This is a genomic window from Klebsiella sp. BIGb0399 (genome assembly GCF_003752615.1).
Classification (GTDB): Bacteria; Pseudomonadota; Gammaproteobacteria; order Enterobacterales; family Enterobacteriaceae; genus Klebsiella; species Klebsiella lignicola.
Genome location: NZ_RKHT01000003.1, coordinates 1 through 1582 on the forward strand (window position 1 = coordinate 1; position 1582 = coordinate 1582).

General features: G+C 52.7%; 1 rRNA gene. It reads left to right on the forward strand.

Annotated elements, in window-relative coordinates:
- A 23S ribosomal RNA gene (locus EDF82_RS00280) occupies nucleotides 1-1582 on the forward strand; the annotation flags it as partial.

Genomic DNA, 1582 nt, shown 5'->3' on the forward strand with positions numbered 1-1582 from the left:
CACACTATCGTTAAGTGAATACATAGCTTAACGAAGCGAACCGGGGGAACTGAAACATCTAAGTACCCCGAGGAAAAGAAATCAACCGAGATTCCCCCAGTAGCGGCGAGCGAACGGGGAGGAGCCCAGAGTCTGAATCAGCGCGTGTGTTAGTGGAACGGTCTGGAAAGTCCGGCGGTACAGGGTGATAGCCCCGTACACTAAAATGCACACGTTGTGAACTCGAAGAGTAGGGCGGGACACGTGGTATCCTGTCTGAATATGGGGGGACCATCCTCCAAGGCTAAATACTCCTGACTGACCGATAGTGAACCAGTACCGTGAGGGAAAGGCGAAAAGAACCCCGGCGAGGGGAGTGAAAAAGAACCTGAAACCGTGTACGTACAAGCAGTGGGAGCACCTTCGTGGTGTGACTGCGTACCTTTTGTATAATGGGTCAGCGACTTATATTCTGTAGCAAGGTTAACCGTATAGGGGAGCCGCAGGGAAACCGAGTCTTAACTGGGCGTTAAGTTGCAGGGTATAGACCCGAAACCCGGTGATCTAGCCATGGGCAGGTTGAAGGTTGGGTAACACTAACTGGAGGACCGAACCGACTAATGTTGAAAAATTAGCGGATGACTTGTGGCTGGGGGTGAAAGGCCAATCAAACCGGGAGATAGCTGGTTCTCCCCGAAAGCTATTTAGGTAGCGCCTCGTGAACTCATCTTCGGGGGTAGAGCACTGTTTCGGCTAGGGGGTCATCCCGACTTACCAACCCGATGCAAACTACGAATACCGAAGAATGTTATCACGGGAGACACACGGCGGGTGCTAACGTCCGTCGTGAAGAGGGAAACAACCCAGACCGCCAGCTAAGGTCCCAAAGTCACAGTTAAGTGGGAAACGATGTGGGAAGGCACAGACAGCCAGGATGTTGGCTTAGAAGCAGCCATCATTTAAAGAAAGCGTAATAGCTCACTGGTCGAGTCGGCCTGCGCGGAAGATGTAACGGGGCTAAACTGTGCACCGAAGCTGCGGCAGCGACACTATGTGTTGTTGGGTAGGGGAGCGTTCTGTAAGCCGTTGAAGGTGGCCTGTGAGGGTTGCTGGAGGTATCAGAAGTGCGAATGCTGACATAAGTAACGATAAAGCGGGTGAAAAGCCCGCTCGCCGGAAGACCAAGGGTTCCTGTCCAACGTTAATCGGGGCAGGGTGAGTCGACCCCTAAGGCGAGGCCGAAAGGCGTAGTCGATGGGAAACAGGTTAATATTCCTGTACTCGGTGTTACTGCGAAGGGGGGACGGAGAAGGCTATGTTAGCCGGGCGACGGTTGTCCCGGTTTAAGCATGTAGGCGGGAAGTTTAGGTAAATCCGGACTTCTGTTAACGCTGAGGTGTGATGACGAGGCACTACGGTGCTGAAGTAACAAATGCCCTGCTTCCAGGAAAAGCCTCTAAGCATCAGGTAACATCAAATCGTACCCCAAACCGACACAGGTGGTCAGGTAGAGAATACCAAGGCGCTTGAGAGAACTCGGGTGAAGGAACTAGGCAAAATGGTGCCGTAACTTCGGGAGAAGGCACGCTGATGGTAAGTGAAG